At 66.1% G+C, this 13,074-nt stretch carries 9 protein-coding genes and 1 pseudogene; 4 read left to right on the top strand and 6 right to left on the bottom strand.

The genetic code is table 11. The features are described from left to right. Positions 1–4 precede the first annotated feature (4 nt). Entirely contained in the window at positions 5–1,543 is a 1,539-nt protein-coding gene (locus tag OKC41_RS10805; protein WP_201894519.1) for a DHA2 family efflux MFS transporter permease subunit, read from the top strand. Positions 1,544–1,609: 66 nt separating this feature from the next. On the opposite strand, the gene pepE is transcribed toward OKC41_RS10805, so the two are convergent. From pepE to OKC41_RS10790, 3 genes are all read right to left on the bottom strand, one after another. Beyond that, positions 1,610–2,338: a dipeptidase PepE gene (pepE, locus tag OKC41_RS10800; RefSeq protein WP_048208247.1), complete on the bottom strand. Its 729-nt coding sequence runs from the start codon at positions 2,336–2,338 to the stop codon at positions 1,610–1,612. A gap of 120 nt (positions 2,339–2,458) precedes the next feature. Next, the gene (locus OKC41_RS10795; protein ID WP_201894518.1) at positions 2,459–3,070 is read right to left on the bottom strand and encodes a response regulator transcription factor; all 612 of its coding nucleotides are present in this window, start codon (positions 3,068–3,070) and stop codon (positions 2,459–2,461) included. A gap of 1 nt (position 3,071) precedes the next feature. Further along, positions 3,072–5,051: a sensor histidine kinase gene (locus OKC41_RS10790; RefSeq protein ID WP_201894560.1), complete on the bottom strand. Its 1,980-nt coding sequence runs from the start codon at positions 5,049–5,051 to the stop codon at positions 3,072–3,074. Positions 5,052–5,309: 258 nt separating this feature from the next. Here OKC41_RS10790 and dsrO point away from each other — a divergent pair, with 258 nt between their 5' ends. The 3 genes from dsrO to OKC41_RS10775 are packed head-to-tail and all read left to right on the top strand — an operon-like array spanning position 5,310 to position 10,301. Further along, complete coding sequence (dsrO, locus tag OKC41_RS10785) at positions 5,310–6,098, top strand: sulfate reduction electron transfer complex DsrMKJOP subunit DsrO (RefSeq protein ID WP_201894517.1); 789 nt, start codon at positions 5,310–5,312, stop codon at positions 6,096–6,098. After that, positions 6,088–7,194, top strand: a complete 1,107-nt coding sequence (gene nrfD, locus OKC41_RS10780) for an NrfD/PsrC family molybdoenzyme membrane anchor subunit (protein WP_270672018.1) — start codon at positions 6,088–6,090, stop codon at positions 7,192–7,194. The genes dsrO and nrfD overlap by 11 nt, the downstream gene beginning before the upstream one ends. Then, positions 7,194–10,301, top strand: a complete 3,108-nt coding sequence (locus OKC41_RS10775) for a tetrathionate reductase subunit A (RefSeq protein WP_201894515.1) — start codon at positions 7,194–7,196, stop codon at positions 10,299–10,301. Before nrfD ends, OKC41_RS10775 begins: the two co-directional genes overlap by 1 nt. Before the next feature lie 56 nt (positions 10,302–10,357). On the opposite strand, the pseudogene OKC41_RS10770 reads toward OKC41_RS10775, so the two are convergent. The 3 genes and pseudogenes from OKC41_RS10770 to OKC41_RS10760 form a co-directional block, all read right to left on the bottom strand. Beyond that, positions 10,358–11,663 (bottom strand): annotated as a pseudogene (locus OKC41_RS10770) (endonuclease/exonuclease/phosphatase family protein). A gap of 82 nt (positions 11,664–11,745) precedes the next feature. Next, the gene (locus tag OKC41_RS10765) at positions 11,746–12,477 is read right to left on the bottom strand and encodes an EAL domain-containing protein (RefSeq protein ID WP_201894513.1); all 732 of its coding nucleotides are present in this window, start codon (positions 12,475–12,477) and stop codon (positions 11,746–11,748) included. Between the two features lie 113 nt (positions 12,478–12,590). Continuing rightward, on the bottom strand, positions 12,591–12,863 hold the full coding sequence (locus tag OKC41_RS10760) for a hypothetical protein (protein WP_042017737.1): 273 nt from the start codon (positions 12,861–12,863) through the stop codon (positions 12,591–12,593). Positions 12,864–13,074: the final 211 nt, after the last annotated feature.

The following is a 13,074-nucleotide window of genomic DNA, read 5'->3' as shown; positions in this document are numbered from 1 at the left end:
TAATATGACGACGCAAAGCCATCAGGGGGTGGATCAGAGCTCCCGACGTGGCTTCATCACCCTGTCGGTGATGTTGGCCACCATCATGCAGGCGCTGGACACCACCATCGCCAACGTCGCCCTGCCCCATATGCAGGGGGCCATGGGCGCCACCCAGGATCAGATCTCCTGGGTGCTGACCTCCTACATAGTCGCGGCCGCCATCTTCATGCCGCTGACCGGTTTCATCTCGGCAAGAATTGGCCGCAAAAGGCTGTTCATGTGGTCGGTGGCGGGCTTTACCGTTGCCTCCATGCTGTGTGGCGCGGCCCAGAGCCTGGATCAGATAGTGCTGTTCCGCCTGCTTCAGGGGATCTTCGGGGCCAGCCTGGTGCCCCTCTCACAGGCGGTGCTGCTGGACACCTATCCGCCAGAGAAGCACGGCTCCGCCATGGCGCTCTGGGGGATAGGGGTCATGGTGGGCCCCATTCTGGGGCCGTCGCTGGGGGGCTGGCTCACCGAGTACTACAACTGGCGCTGGGTCTTCTACATCAACCTGCCGTTCGGCCTGCTGGCCTGGTTCGGACTTGCCGCCTTCATCGAGGAGACGAAGATCGATGCCAGCCGCCGCTTCGATCTGCTGGGGTTCGGCCTGCTGAGTCTCGGCATCGGGGCGTTGCAGATGGCGCTGGACAGGGGAGAGTCCCAGAACTGGTTCGCCAGCCGGGAGATCGTCATCGAGACCGCCCTGATGGTGATGGCGTTCTACCTCTTCGTGGTGCATATCTTCACCCACCCGCACCCCTACATAGAACCGGCCCTGTTCCGGGATCGCAACTTCAGCGTCGGTCTGCTCTTCATCTTCATCGTCGGCATCATCTTGCTGGCGACCATGACGCTGCTGCCTCCCTTCATGCAGGGGCTGATGGGTTACCCGGTGATCGACGTGGGTTACCTGCTCGCCCCGCGCGGGGTGGGCACCATGGTTGCCATGATGCTGGTGGGCAGGCTGTCGGGCCGGGTGGACGCCCGTTACCTCATCCTGTCAGGGCTGCTGCTCACCAGCTTCTCCATGTGGGAGATGACCCTGTTCAACACGGACATCGGCAGCTGGGACATAGTGCGCACCGGCATCATCCAGGGGCTGGGGCTCGGCTTCATCTTCGTGCCACTCTCCACCATCACCTTTGCGACCCTGGCGCCGCGCTATCGCAACGAGGGGACGGCGCTGTTCAGCCTGGTGCGCAACATCGGCAGCAGCATCGGCATCTCGGTGGTGATCACCTATCTGGCCCAGCGATCCCAGATGAACCACGAGGCGTTCGCCGCCTACATCACCCCGTTCAATGTCAACCTGCATCAGGGCGGGGGCATGGCGGAGCTGATGACGCCGAAGGGGCTGGCCATGATCAACGGCGAGGTGACCCGGCAGGCCAGCCTGCTCGCCTACCTGCAGGATTTTCGCCTGATGATGTGGGTCAGCCTGTGCGCCGTGCCGCTGGTGGTGTTGCTGAGGGCTCCCGGGCGCAGCGGCTCTCGGGAGGAGATGGCCATTCTGGAGTGAATTACGAAGGGGCGAGCAACAAAGAAAGAGGGATGGCGCAGGCCATCCCTCTGTCGTTTGGCAGGATCAGCGTGCCGGCGTGAAGGGGGTGAGCGCTGCCAGAGGCGCAGCGTCCCCGTATTCCCGGATGGGTTCGCCGTGCTTGAAGATCTTGAAGGTCTCGCCCCGGGCACTCCAGTACTCGATGTGATCGCCGCCGATCTGCAACAGGCTCGCCTCGCGCAGGGCCACCACGGATTCGCTCGGGTTGATGGCGCAGAACTCGGCCAGACGCTCGTCCCGGGTCTCCCCCATGTGGCCGCTGATGCTGGCGTCCAGATAGTGGGGGTTGATCTGCACGGGGAAGAGCCCCAGCGCAGGCAGCACGACGGCGCTGCACACCGGCATGTCGTTGGTGGTGCGGATGCTGGGGGTGGCCACGTTGCAGCCGGCGCTCCAGCCCACATAGGGCACGCCCCGCTCGCGCACCGCACGCTGGATGGGGACCACCAGACCATACTCGTGCAGCCGCTGGTTCAGGAGCCAGGTATTGCCGCCGCTGATGAAGATGGCGTCGGCCCGGTTGATGGCATCCACCGGATCGTCGAAGTGATGGATGCTGATGGCGTCCACCCCCAGACTCTCGGTGAGCTCCCGGGCGCGGGCATCCCAGTCGCTGCGGATCACCGCGTAGGGGATGAGCAGGATGCGCTTGACCTGGTTGCGAGCGAGCAGGGTTTGCACCCGGTCGCGGGCCCAGCCGAGCAGGCCGGGGTGTTCTGTGGTTTTACCGTTGCTGAGCAGAAGCAGTTCCATGATGTGTCCTCGAAACAAGGCGCAGGACCCGGGCGATCCTGGTGAAGAGAAGAGGGCACTCTACCGCCATCGAAGCGCCAAATGTGTGATCTCGGCCCGTTTTGTACGGTTGCAGGCCACTCAGGGGGGTTCGTTCACCTGCGCGTAGCGCAGCAGCATCTCGGCGAGGGAGTTCACCGCCAGGCGTTTCATCAGGCTGGCGCGGCACACCTCGACGGTGCGCACCGAAATGCAGAGATCCTGCGCTATCTGCTGGTTCTTGTGGCCCCGGGCGATGAGCTGCAACAACTGGCGTTCGCGCGGGGTGAGGCGCTCAAAGGCGGCCAGCTGGGCGAGGCGGGTGGCCGCACTCAGCGTCGCCTGCTCGGCCCGCTCGATGGCGGCGAGCAGGGGGGCCAGCTGCACCGGCTTTTGCAAGAAATCCACCGCCCCCAGCTTGAGGGATTCCACCGCCAGGGGCACCTCGCCGTGGCCGGTGAGAAACAGGATGGCGATGGGGCTCTGGGCCGCCTTCAGCCGCTGCTGGACCTCGGGGCCAGAGAGCCCCGGCATGCGGCAGTCGAGAATGAGGCAGGCGGGCTGGTGCAGGTCGACCTCGGCCAGAAAGCGCTCGCCATCGGCAAAGCTGAGCAGCTGCCGCTCGTCGCAGCTCTCCAGCATGAAGCGCAGGGAGTCGAGCACGGCCTCGTCGTCGTCGACCAGATAGAGCGGGGGGCGGGAGGGGGACGTCATCTCAGCTCCTCGGTGTTGGCTGGTGGGTGGGGGTGGCTGAGGTGTGATCCTCGGGTGGCGGCACGGGCAGGATGACCCGGGCCAGGCAGCCGTGGGGGCTTAGGCTCTCCAGGCTGAACTGGCCGCGATGGCTCTCGACCACCTCCCGGCAGATGGCGAGCCCCAGCCCCATGCCGTCCGGCTTGTCGCTGTAAAACGCCTGCTGCAGTTCGGTGGCGGGGACCCTCAGGCCGACGCCGTTGTCGCGGATCTCCAGCAGCAGGGTCTGCGCCTCGAAGGCGATCAGCAGCTCGACCCGGGCAGGCGCCTGTGCCGGTGTATGCGTAGTGGGGTGAGCAGGGGAGTGAACAGCGGGGCGCGCCTTCTTCACCGCACTCTTCGCTGCACTCTTCGCTACACTCTGCGCCGCACTCTCGGCGCCATTCTTGATGAGGTTGACCAGCAGCTGTTCCATCCCGGTGCCGTCCAGAGGTAACGGGCGTGGCTGGCCTCGCCAGTGCAGGGTGAAGGCGACGTCGAGGGGCGCCAGCATCTGCTCCAGCAGGGGGTGCAACTCCGCCACCAGGGTGGGCAGGTCGCAAGGCGCGAAGCGGGGAGGGCGCTTTTGCAGCCTGGCTCTGAGCCGGTTGACGGTCTGGGTGATGCGCTGGACCTGGCGCCCTATCTGCTCCAGGGCCTGACGCAGGGAGGCCTGGGCGGCAGACTGGGCCGGATCCTGTGCCAATTTGTCCAGTCGCAACAAGGCTCCCTGGCTGTAGTTGGCGATGGCACTGAGGGGCTGATTGATCTCGTGGGCCACGTTGGCGCCCAGCTCGCCCAGTTCGGCGAGCCGTCTGGCCTGTGCCAGCTGGCGTCCCTTCTGTTCGAGCTGGTGGCGGGCTTTGAGCAGCCGGCGCTGGCTGCGGCTGAACAGGTATTGCAGCAGCAGGTGGTGGCCTCCCAGCAGCAGTACCAGCACCAAAGCACCCCAGCCCCACTGCTGATGCTGGCGCAGCCAGTGCCAGGCCGCTTGCCACCAGGGGCCCTGCAGCGGGTGGCGATCCAACGCCTTGAGCAGGCGGTCGATGGCAAGCTCGCTGGTGGGCACGGTCCAGCCCGCCGAATCGGCGGCGATGGCCGCCTCGCTATCAGCGGGCAGATCGTACAGCGCGCGGGTCACCGCCAGCGCCAGCGCGGGGGAGGCCCGCTCTGTCTTGGCGAAGGACCAGTTGGGGTAGAGCCGGGTCGAGCTCTGGCAACCAAAGTCGGCCGGCGCCTGATCGTCCAGCACCCGAAACGCCCCCCTGGCGACCTTGCCTTCCCGTTCCATGCGCTCCAGCTGACACACCGGCACGATGGCGGCGGCCACCTCGCCAGCCGCCAGCCGCTCGATGAGCCGGTCCAGCGGAAAGCCGGTGAACTGCACGGTGGAGAAGAAGTGCTCCAGCCGAACCCCCTGTTCGCCCGCCTCGAAGCGATAGGCGAGGTAGCCGCCGAAGGCGTTCTCCGAGACGGCGGCGACCGCTTGCCCCTCGAGGTCACGCCAGTGTCGGTAGGGGGTCTGGGCAGGCACCACCAGGGCGGCGCCGATGGCGAGGTTGTCCCCCCCGGCCGGACTCTTGAGGGTGGCGAGCCAGGCCAGCGGATACTGGCGCGCCAGACTCACCGACTGGCCCGGGTTGGTGATGACGAAATCGAGGTGCTCGCGGGCGACGGCCTCGGCCAGTTCATCGAGCCCCAGCGGATGCAGCACGAAGCGATGGTCGGGCACGCGCTGTGCCAGCCAGCGCAGCAGCGGTTGCCACTGGGCTCTGGCCAGGGCCGGGCCGCGGGTGGCCAGCACGCCGATGCGTATCGGCTCGGCCATGGTCTGCCCCGGCGTGGCCTGGGATGGGGCGGATTCCTGTCGGGCCGGCGCTGGCGAAGAGGGGGTCGGGGCGGCCTGCACCCGCAGCGGCAGGGCTGACAGGGCGAGCCAGAGCAGCAGGCTGAGCAGGGGCAAGGGAACTGGGGCGTGCAGGGGGCTCTCCTCTCGGTGCAAAGGGGCAGTCTATCACCGGGACGTGCGCTTGCACGCGAACGGGGCCGGGAGGAGCGGCAAACGCCGCCCCGGTCACAGTTCAGCAGGGCTGGGGCATTTTTTATTGCGCTGGATCAACCCGGCTCCCGGTATGTGGAAAACCACAATAGAGGCGACTTCCTGCGTTGAGGACAATCGGCCCAACCCCTTTCAAGCCAGCTCAGCAGAAGGAAAGACGCCATGGAGCCCAGCAAGCGCCGATTGTTATCCGGGATCGCCGCCCTCACCGCAGGGGCGGCCCTGATCCCCGTCACCCAGGTTCAGGCGCAGTCCGTTCCCGCTCCCCGCAACGGGCGGGCGGCCATCAGCCGGGGGGACGGGCGCAAGCGTTACGGCATGCTGATCGACCTGCGCCGCTGCGTCGGCTGCCAGGCCTGCACCGTGGCCTGCACCATCGAAAACCAGCCCCCCCTCGGCCAGTTTCGCACCACGGTGAGCCAGTACGAGGTGAGCGACGTGGCCGCCCTCGAGGCTCCCGCCTCCCTCTTGATGCTGCCGAGGCTGTGCAACCACTGCGCCGAGCCCGCCTGCATCGATGTCTGCCCCACCGGCGCCACCTTCCAGCGCGACGACGGCATCGTCGTGGTCAACAACGACTGGTGCGTCGGCTGCGGCTACTGCGTGCAGGCCTGCCCCTATGATGCCCGCTTCATCAACCACGAGACCAACACCGCCGACAAGTGCACCTTCTGTGCCCATCGGCTGGAGGCGGGGCTCTTGCCCGCCTGCGTCGAGAGCTGTGTCGGCGAGGCGCGCATCATAGGGGATTTGAACGATCCCAAGAGCCGGATAAGCCGCTTGCTGCGCCAACACGAGCCGGTGCTCAAGGTGCTCAAGCCCGAGGCCAATACCCAGCCGCGGGTCTTTTATCTCGGTATGGACGAGGCCTTCGTCAGCAAGGTCGACGGCAACCCGGCCCTGCGCACCCTGCTCACCGACGATGGCAAGGAGATAGCCCATGGTCATTAACGAACTGCTGGCCCCGGCTCAGCCCATCACCTGGCTGCCCTGGGCGGTGCAATATTTCTTCCTCATCGGCCTCGCCTACGGGGCCCTCTGGCTCGGCGCCTTTGAGCTGTGGCGCAAAGCGCCGGACCCGCGGCTGCAGACCCTGGCGGCGGTGCTGATGGTGGCGGCCGGCCTGGTGGCCCCCATCGCCCTGACCGCGGATCTGCACCAGCCGGCCCGGGCCTGGCATTTCTACGCCCAGGCGCGCTTTGGCTCCGTCATGTGGTATGGCGCCTATCTGCTGCCGCTGTTCAGCCTGCTCTCCATGCTGCTCGGCTGGCTGCTGCTAAGGCCAGCCCTGGCCCGGCGCGGTGCAGAAGGGGACAAGCTAGCCCGCCTTGCTCGGCTGCTCTGTCTGGGAAGCTGGTCGGGGCACGTTTGGCTGCGGCCCCTCTCCCTGCTGGCAGCCGTGAGCGGGCTCAGCATCGCCCTCTACACCGGGCTCGAGACCATGGCGGTGGCGGCGCGCCCGCTCTGGCATACCCCCTGGTTGCCCTGGCTGTTGACCCTGAGCGCCGTGCTGGGGGCCCAGAGTGCCCTGCTGCTGCTCAATCGCTTGCTGGCGGGCTGGCGTGCCCAGACCGAGTCGACCCTGCTGCGCCAGAGCGGCTGGACCTTGAGCCTGCTGGCGCTCTCCCTGCTGGGCTGGGCCCTGTTTGGCGGTGCCTCGGCGGCAGAGGCCGCGGCCCTCTATCGGCTCGACCCGAGCTGGCGGCTGGCAGCCCACTGGCTGTTGCTGACCCTGGGGCTGGCCGGCCTGCTGATGCTGCTGCGGCCAAGGCTCTCTGCCCGCCTGGCACTCTGGGGGCTGGCGCTGCTGGGGCTGCACCTGGTGTGGGGCCTGCGCTGGCTGGTGCTGATCCAGGGGCAGCTCGCACCCAAATACGGGGCCGGCGTCTACCTCTATGAAATCGCCTGGGGCCCGGCCGGTGTGCTCGGCATTCTCGGCACCTTCGGTCTGCTGCTGGCCCTGCTGGTGGCCCTCTCGGAGCTGGTGCACCCCTCTGCTTCCTCTGCCATCAAGGCATCCACAACTTTTGCACGCGAGGCACTCTGATGGATCACAGCAAACGCAAGTTTCTCAAGGGCGCCGCCATCGCCGGCGGCACCGGATTGTTCGTCGCCGGTTACAGCGACACCCTCAAGCAGGTGGCGAGCGGCCTCGCCACCGGCAGCTCGGGCCAGCCGACCCGGGATCCCATCCATGGCAACTCGCTGGCCGTGGAGTACCGGGTTGACGAGCGAGGGGAGCTGCATCCCAACCCGGCCCAGCGGGTTGCCAACACCATGTGCCTCGGCTGCTGGACCCTGTGCGGAGTGCGGGCCCGCATCGACAACGAGCGCGACCAGATAGTGCGGATCCTGGGCAACCCCTATCACCCCCTCTCCGCCCGCCATCACATCGACTTCAAGACCCCGGTCAAGCAGGCGCTGCTCGCCACCAGTGGCTACCAGGAAGGGGGGCTGGACGGGCGCTCCACCGCCTGCGCCCGGGGCAATGCCATGCTGGATCAGCTCGACAGCCCGCAGCGGGTCACCCGTTGTCTCAAGCGGGTGGGGCCCCGTGGCAGCGGTCGCTGGCAGAGCATCCCCTTCGAGCAGCTGGTGGCCGAGGTGGTGGAGGGGGGGAATCTGTTTGGCGAGGGCCAGGTTGAGGGGCTGCGGGCCATCCGCAACCTCGTCGAGCCGCTCGACCCGGCCAACCCGGAGTACGGCCCCAGGGCCAACCAGCTGCTGGTGAGCAACGCCTCGGACGAGGGGCGGGATCACTTCATCAAGCGCTTCACCTTCAACAGCTTCGGCACCCGCAACTTCGCCAACCACGGTGCTTATTGCGGCCTGTCGTTCCGGGTCGGGGCGGGCGCCCTGCTGGACGATCTGGAGAAGAACGCCCACCTCAAGCCGGACTGGGACGAGAGCGACTTCCTGCTGTTCATGGGCACCTCGCCCCAGCAATCGGGCAACCCCTTCAAGCGTCAGTCCCGCCAGCTGGCGGCAAACCGGGCGCGACCGGGCAAGCCGTTCTCCTACGTGGTGGTGGCCCCCAGCCTGCCCAACACGGTGAACATGCCCTCCGCCCCCGCCAACCGCTGGCTGCCCATCCGCCCTGCCACTGATTCCGCCCTGGCCATGGCCATGCTGCGCTGGATCATCGACAACCAACGCTACGCCGAGCCCTTCCTGACGGCACCCCATGCCGCTGCCGCCGAGCGAGCCGGCTATCGCGGTTTTTGCAACGCCAGCCATCTGGTTGTCTGCAACGAGGGGCATCCGCGCTTTGGCCAGATGCTGCGGGCCAGCGATCTTGGTTTGCCTTTTGAGGGGGAAGCCTATGGAGAGGGGGACGCCATGCTGGTAGAGGAGGCGAGCAGCGGCGAGCCGAGACCCGCCGGCCAGTGTGAGCGGGCCAACCTCTGGGTGGATCGCCGTATTCAGGGCCCCAAGGGGGAACTGATGGTGAAGAGCAGCTTCCAGCTGCTGGCCGAGGCGTGCCGCGAGCACTCTCTCGCGCAATACAGCGCCGAGTGCGCCGTGCCGGTGAGTGATATCGAGGCGCTGGCGTGGGAGTTCACCAGCCACGGCACCCGGGCTGCAGTGGTCTCCCACGGCGGCACCATGAGCGCCAACGGCTTCTACTCGGCCTGGGCCATCATGATGCTCAACGTCATGATTGGGAACTTGAACGCCCGGGGCGGCGCCGTGGCGAGCGGCGGCAAGTTCGATCCCTTCGGGGCGGGGCCGCGCTACGATCTGGCGAGTTTCCCCGGCATGGTCAAACCCGCCGGGGTCTTCCTGTCGCGCTCCAAGTTCCCCTACGAGAAGACCTCTGAATATCGGCGCAAGCGCGAGGCGGGCCAGAACCCCTATCCAGCGCAAGAGCCCTGGTTCCCGATCTCGGGCCCTTTGCTTGGCGAACACCTGACTGCGGCGGTGAACGGTTACCCCTACCGGCTCAAGGCCTGGATCAACCACATGGGCAACCCCCTCTACGGCCAGGCCGGGCTCAGCAAGGCCATAGGCGAAGAGCTCAAGGACCCTGCCGTGCTGCCCCTTGTGGTCAGCATCGACAGCTTCATCAACGAGTCGTCGGCGCTGTCGGACTACCTGGTGCCAGATACCCTGACCTATGAGTCCTGGGGCTGGGCCACCGCCTGGCACGGGGTGATGACCAAGGTCTCCACCGGCCGCTGGCCTATCGTGGAGCCCCGTGTCGCCAAGACCGCCGAGGGAGATCCGGTCTGTATGGAGTCCTTTTTTATCGCGGTGGCCAAACGGCTGGGGCTGCCGGGTTTTGGCGAGGGGGCGCTCAAAGGGGCGGACGGCAAGTTGCATGCCCTGCATAAGGCGGCGGACTTCTCCCTCTACGGGGCGGCCAACGTCGCCTATCTCGGCGAGCCGGTGCCTGCCATAGATCCTGAGGATCTCGCCTGGTCCGGGGTGGAGCGGATCCTGCCGGTGCTGAATGCCACCCTGAGTGCGGAGGAGGCGGGCCGCGCCGCCTATCTCTTCGCCCGTGGCGGGCGCTTCGAGCCGGCGGCCAAGGGGCGCGATGCAGCGGGTCAGCCAAGCAAGCGCTGGCCCAAGCCGCTGATGGTGTGGAACCCCGAGGTGGGCAGCCGCCGCCACAGCCAGAGCGGGCAGTTCCTGAGTGGTACCCCGCGCTTCTTCCGTCCCCAGCTGGCGGACGGCACGCCGCTCAATGAGGCGTTCAAGCCGGCCCAGTGGCCGCTGCTGCTCACCAGCTACAAGTCCCACACCATGAGCTCCATGAGCATCGGCTCGGATCGCCTGCGCCAGGTGAACCCCAGCAACCGGGTGCGGCTCAATGTGCAGACGGCGGCGCAGCTGGGCATCGAGAGCGGGGACAGGGTGCGGGTCAGCACCCCGGATGGCAGCGTGATCGGGGTGGCCGAGTGCGTGGCCGGGGTGCAGGCCGATGCCATCGCCATCGAACACGGCTTCGGCCACAAGGAGCTGGGGGCGCGGGAACACTGGATAGACGGCCAGAAAGTGGTTGCCAATCCGCTGCGCGGAGCCGGGGTCAACCTCAACGATCTGGCGGTGCTGGATCCCAGCCGCCATGGCCGCTACCCCCTGGTGGACTGGGCCATCGGCTCCTCGGCCCGCCAGGGGCTGCCGGCCCGGGTGGAGAAGCTGGTATGACGACCCAATGAAAACGGGGCCTGCGGGCCCCGTTGCTTATCTGCTCTGCGTCACTGTCACAGTTTGAAGTCGACCCACACCAGGCGGTGATCCGAGCTGACTCCCTTGGCGATGCCGAGCTTGGCGTCATACACCAGGTGGTAGCCCGGCTCGAAGCTGGCCGGCCAGAACACGCCGGAGGCGACCGCGTTCAGGTTGGCGGAGGGCAGCACGTGGTCAAGCTGCAGGCCGCTGCTGCTGGTGATGCGCTCCGGGGTGGGGCGGTTGTTGTTGCGTTTGCACTGTTCCGGCTGGCTGGCGAGGCACTCGGGGCCGCCCTGGCTGACCGGGATCAGGGCGCCGTTGGTGACGGCCTGATTGACCAGCACATGGTTGTGCAGATCCTGAATGGCGGTGAGATCCCCATCGCCAATCTGGGGATCGGCGTTGAGATCGCCGGCGATGACGAACTTGGCACCCGCGGGCAGGCCACCGGCCTTGCCGGCGTCATCCACCATGTAGCTGGCGGTCTCTACATAGTCCTGCCAGAAGGCGACTTCGGCCCGGTTGTGCTTGACGTTGTGGCGCGCCGCGTTGCCGAAAATGGGCGGAGTCGGGTGGGAGATGAGGAAGTGGACCACCTCCTCCTTGTTACCGTGCTTGATGCGCACCGGCACATCGGCGTGGTTCTTGGACGAGAGCGGGAAGGCCTGCCAGGCGGCGTCGTCATACCAGGCATCGCCACACTGGCGGCTGGCCGGGATCGGCGCCTTGGCATTGTTGCAGTCGTCGATGACGGGGTTCGCTTCGCCCGGCATCTCCTTCCACTTGAATTTTTGGAAGGTGCGGATCTGCTTGGTATCTATGGGGTACTGGGACATCACGGCGAAGGCGTACTGGCCGTGGTAGTTGCCAAAGCCCCAGGCGTCGTCCGGCCCGTTGTTGATCTTGCCGTCCAGGTTGAGGTCATGGCCGCTCATCAGGCCGGTGTTGGTGGCGAAGTTCTGCAGCACCGGGTAGCTGATGGCGGTCACCTCGTCGTGCTGGGCGTGGGCCAGGTAGTTGTCGTTGAAGGCTTTGAGGTCCGTGGTGTCGGCGCCCTTGCCGTCATTGTCGAATTCGCTCAGCAGCAACACGTCCGGCCGGGTGCGCTGGATGATTTCGGCAATGTTGCGGATCTGCTGCACGTCGAGGGCCTTGGTCTTCTCGGCGCCGCTCAAGGTGCCGTCGGCGAGGCGGGCCAGCAGGGCATCCTGCTCGGTGCGGGTCAGGGCGAGCTCTTCCCCCAGCATGCCGGGTGCAGTGCGATCGAAGGCGAGATTGAAGGTGGCAAAGCGAACCATGGCGGGCCTCGGCGTCAGTGTGGCCGGGACAGCCTGCCATCTTTGGCAGGAAAATGGCAGCACCCTGCCGAATTTCATGGGAAAGGTGCCCGGGTTTCCCCCGTGACACGCAAGCGCCCGGCTCAGGCCCAGCGGGAGAGAGGGGAGGGAATGGCGTAGGCGTAGCCCTGCTGGTAGTCGCAGCCCAGCCGGTTCGCCACCTCGATATGGGCCTGGGTCTCCACCCCCTCGCACACCACGGCCATGCCGAGTCGTTGCAGGTATTTCACCAGACCCGTCAGCATGTTGAGGGCGTGGCTACTTCGCGCTGCCTGAAGCAGCAGGGAACGATCCAGCTTCACGATCTCGTAGGGGAGCATCATCAGGCGCTGGAAATTGCACGCCAGGGAGCCGAAGTCGTCACAGGCGATGTGGGCGCCATGGGCCCGCAACACCTCGATCATCTCCCTGTGCTGGTGTTTGATCCTGACGTGCTCCAGCACCTCGAACCAGATGTCGATCCCCAGCTTGCGGGCCTGGAGCAGCACCAGCAACAGCAGATTGCGGTAGGTGGGGCTGGAGAGCGCCGGATTGAGGTTGATGGAGAGTGCATAGGGGCCTTTTTGGGCGAGCACGGGCAGATCGCGCATGATGGCCCTGAGCATGACGATATCCAGGTGCAGAGCGTCATCTTCGCCGAGGGCGGCAAAATCGATGCCCTGATAGCCCTGGCTGCCGGCATCCCAAAGCCTGGCCAGCACCTCATACCCCTTGACCTGACGATCCTGGCCGATGATGGGCTGATAAAAGGGGACGACGATATCCGCCATGCTGACCATGGCACTCACGGGATACTCTTCTTTGAACGCAAACATGGTTCTCACCTGACGGGAACATGGTTACGCATCATACAGGGAGGGTCTAAAGGGAGGCTGTAGGAAGAGTCTGATAATGGGCCCTGTTTGGGTGTGGGCAGGATGAGAGGGGGTCAGGGAAGAGCATGGCCCTGTGCAGGTTCGGCGCCAGCCAGGGGGGCTGCGTGCATGGCCTGGGCAAGCCAGGACCAGTCGAGCATGGGGGAACCCGCCTTGAAGCGCTGATAGGCACATCCCTGGCGGATGGTCAGGAAGAGGGTGCTCGGCAGGCCGAGGCGGTTGAGGTAGCGCACCATCACGTCTCCCTGGTAATCCCGCAGCCGCAGTTGCAGCTCGGGCAGTGTCAGCCCGTGCTCGCGACCCGTTTCATCCCAGATTTCAAACATCTGTGTGCACTCCTTGCGACATGAGGCTCCACTGTTTCTAAAAAGTGCGGGGAGGGCAATTGTCAGATCTGACAGCGCCATATGGATTCTATCCAGAAAAGCGAAAACCCGGCGCGAGGCCGGGTTGTCTGAAGGATGGTGGAGGGAGAAGGATTCGAACCTTCGAAGGCAGAGCCGTCAGATTTACAGTCTGATCCCTTTGGCCGCTCGG

It is taken from the genome of Aeromonas sp. QDB17 (assembly GCF_027705305.1).
GTDB lineage: Bacteria > Pseudomonadota > Gammaproteobacteria > Enterobacterales > Aeromonadaceae > Aeromonas > Aeromonas caviae.
Note: the sequence above shows the minus strand (reverse complement) of the source record. Positions and strands in the feature narration are given on the sequence as shown.